Here is a 1,459-nt window from a genome sequence, read left to right on the forward strand (position 1 = left end):
TGCGTCATCCAGATAGACCACGGAATCGCGGATCGAAGTTTGCTGTGCAAACTCGCGCATATAGCTTCTGAACCCGCTCTCAAGAGCCTCATGCCCAAGATAGCGATGTGATCCGATCAGGATGCCGACAGGGCCATTGGATCGGTTCAATCGTGCCATGGCCCAGCCCGCAGTGCGCCCAGCCTTTCTGCCGTCGATCCCAACGTAGGCGGCAACATCCGGGGATGACAGCGGGGACAGCAACGCAAATACAGGGATATCTGCGGTCGCAATCGCCCGGTTGATATCCGCATGATCAATGGCGACCAATCCGATGGCGTCCGCACGGACGCTCATTTCCTCAACCGCTGACGCAAGGTCTGATGGCGACAGGCTTTCAACAAAGCGGATGTCGACCGTGGCCCGAATGTTTCGCAGCTGTTCTGCCTGTCTTTGTAGTGCAGTTGCCAGTTCTCGATAGAACCATTTTCCTTCTTTCTGAAGGACGAAACCCAACCGCTTTGCCGGGGCCATCTCCTCGATCCGGCGACGCAACAGTCCTGCCGAGCGATAGCCCAACGCATCAGCTGCGGACAGAACCCGCGCAGACGTGGCCGCAGAAACAGGTGCCCGCGCGTTCAGAACCCGGTCGACAGTTGCAACGCCGACCCCGGCCTTCTGAGCTACGTCTTTGAGGGTGACACGCGCCACGATTAGGCCCCATGATAGATTTCATCACCTTATTTGCAGTGCATTGTGAAAGAAAAGATGAAAAATATCATCTGAAATTTGACCTGGGACTGATGCAACTGCTCTGCTCTCTGTGGAAACGCAAAGAAGGATGTTGATGTGTCTTCTGAAACCACACAGCAATGGCGGGACTACTCGCTGACAGGCCGAGACAGCGGTCCAAGCTTCACGCCGAAGCAGTGGTACGCCACGCCGGTTCCTCGCAAACGGATGAAAGAACTGATAAAGCGTCGCGACGGGCCGGCTCTGATCGACTACGGGATCTGGCTGGGCATGGTGCTGATGACAGGTGCCATAGTGATCGTGACATGGGGCACCTGGTGGGCCGTTCCGTCCGTCATCCTCTACGGCATTTTGTACGGGTCCTGCGCCGACAGCCGTTGGCACGAATGCTGTCATGGGACCGTCTTCAAGACGTCATGGCTGAACACAGCCGCCTATCAGCTGGCCTCGTTCATGTCGTTGAAGAACCCCTATCTCTGGCGGTGGAGCCATACACGGCATCACACGCATACCGTAATTGTCGGCAAGGATCCCGAGATCGCCTTTCCGCGGCCCCCGCATCCACTGAACATTCTCTGGAACATGCTTCATCTGCAATCGGGATGGACCGAATTGAAAAAGATGGCTCTGCTTTCGGCAGGCCGGCTGACCAGGGATCAGAAGACGTTCCTGATCGAAGCTGACCGGTCCAAGGCCTTCTGGGCCTCGCGCATTCACCTTGCAATCC

At 56.7% G+C, this 1,459-nt stretch carries 2 protein-coding genes; one reads left to right on the top strand and one right to left on the bottom strand.

Features of this window, described 5'->3' with window-relative positions:
- Positions 1 to 690, bottom strand: a 690-nt coding sequence (locus tag ACR1XY_RS24480; protein ID WP_480597401.1) for a LacI family DNA-binding transcriptional regulator, incomplete at its 3' end; no start/stop codon positions are given.
- A gap of 138 nt (positions 691 to 828) precedes the next feature.
- Between ACR1XY_RS24480 and ACR1XY_RS24485 the strand changes: the two genes are divergently transcribed.
- Positions 829 to 1,459 (top strand): fatty acid desaturase (locus ACR1XY_RS24485; protein ID WP_480597403.1); only part of this gene is annotated, 631 nt, incomplete at its 3' end.

The organism is Ruegeria sp. AD11(2025) (assembly GCF_056542405.1).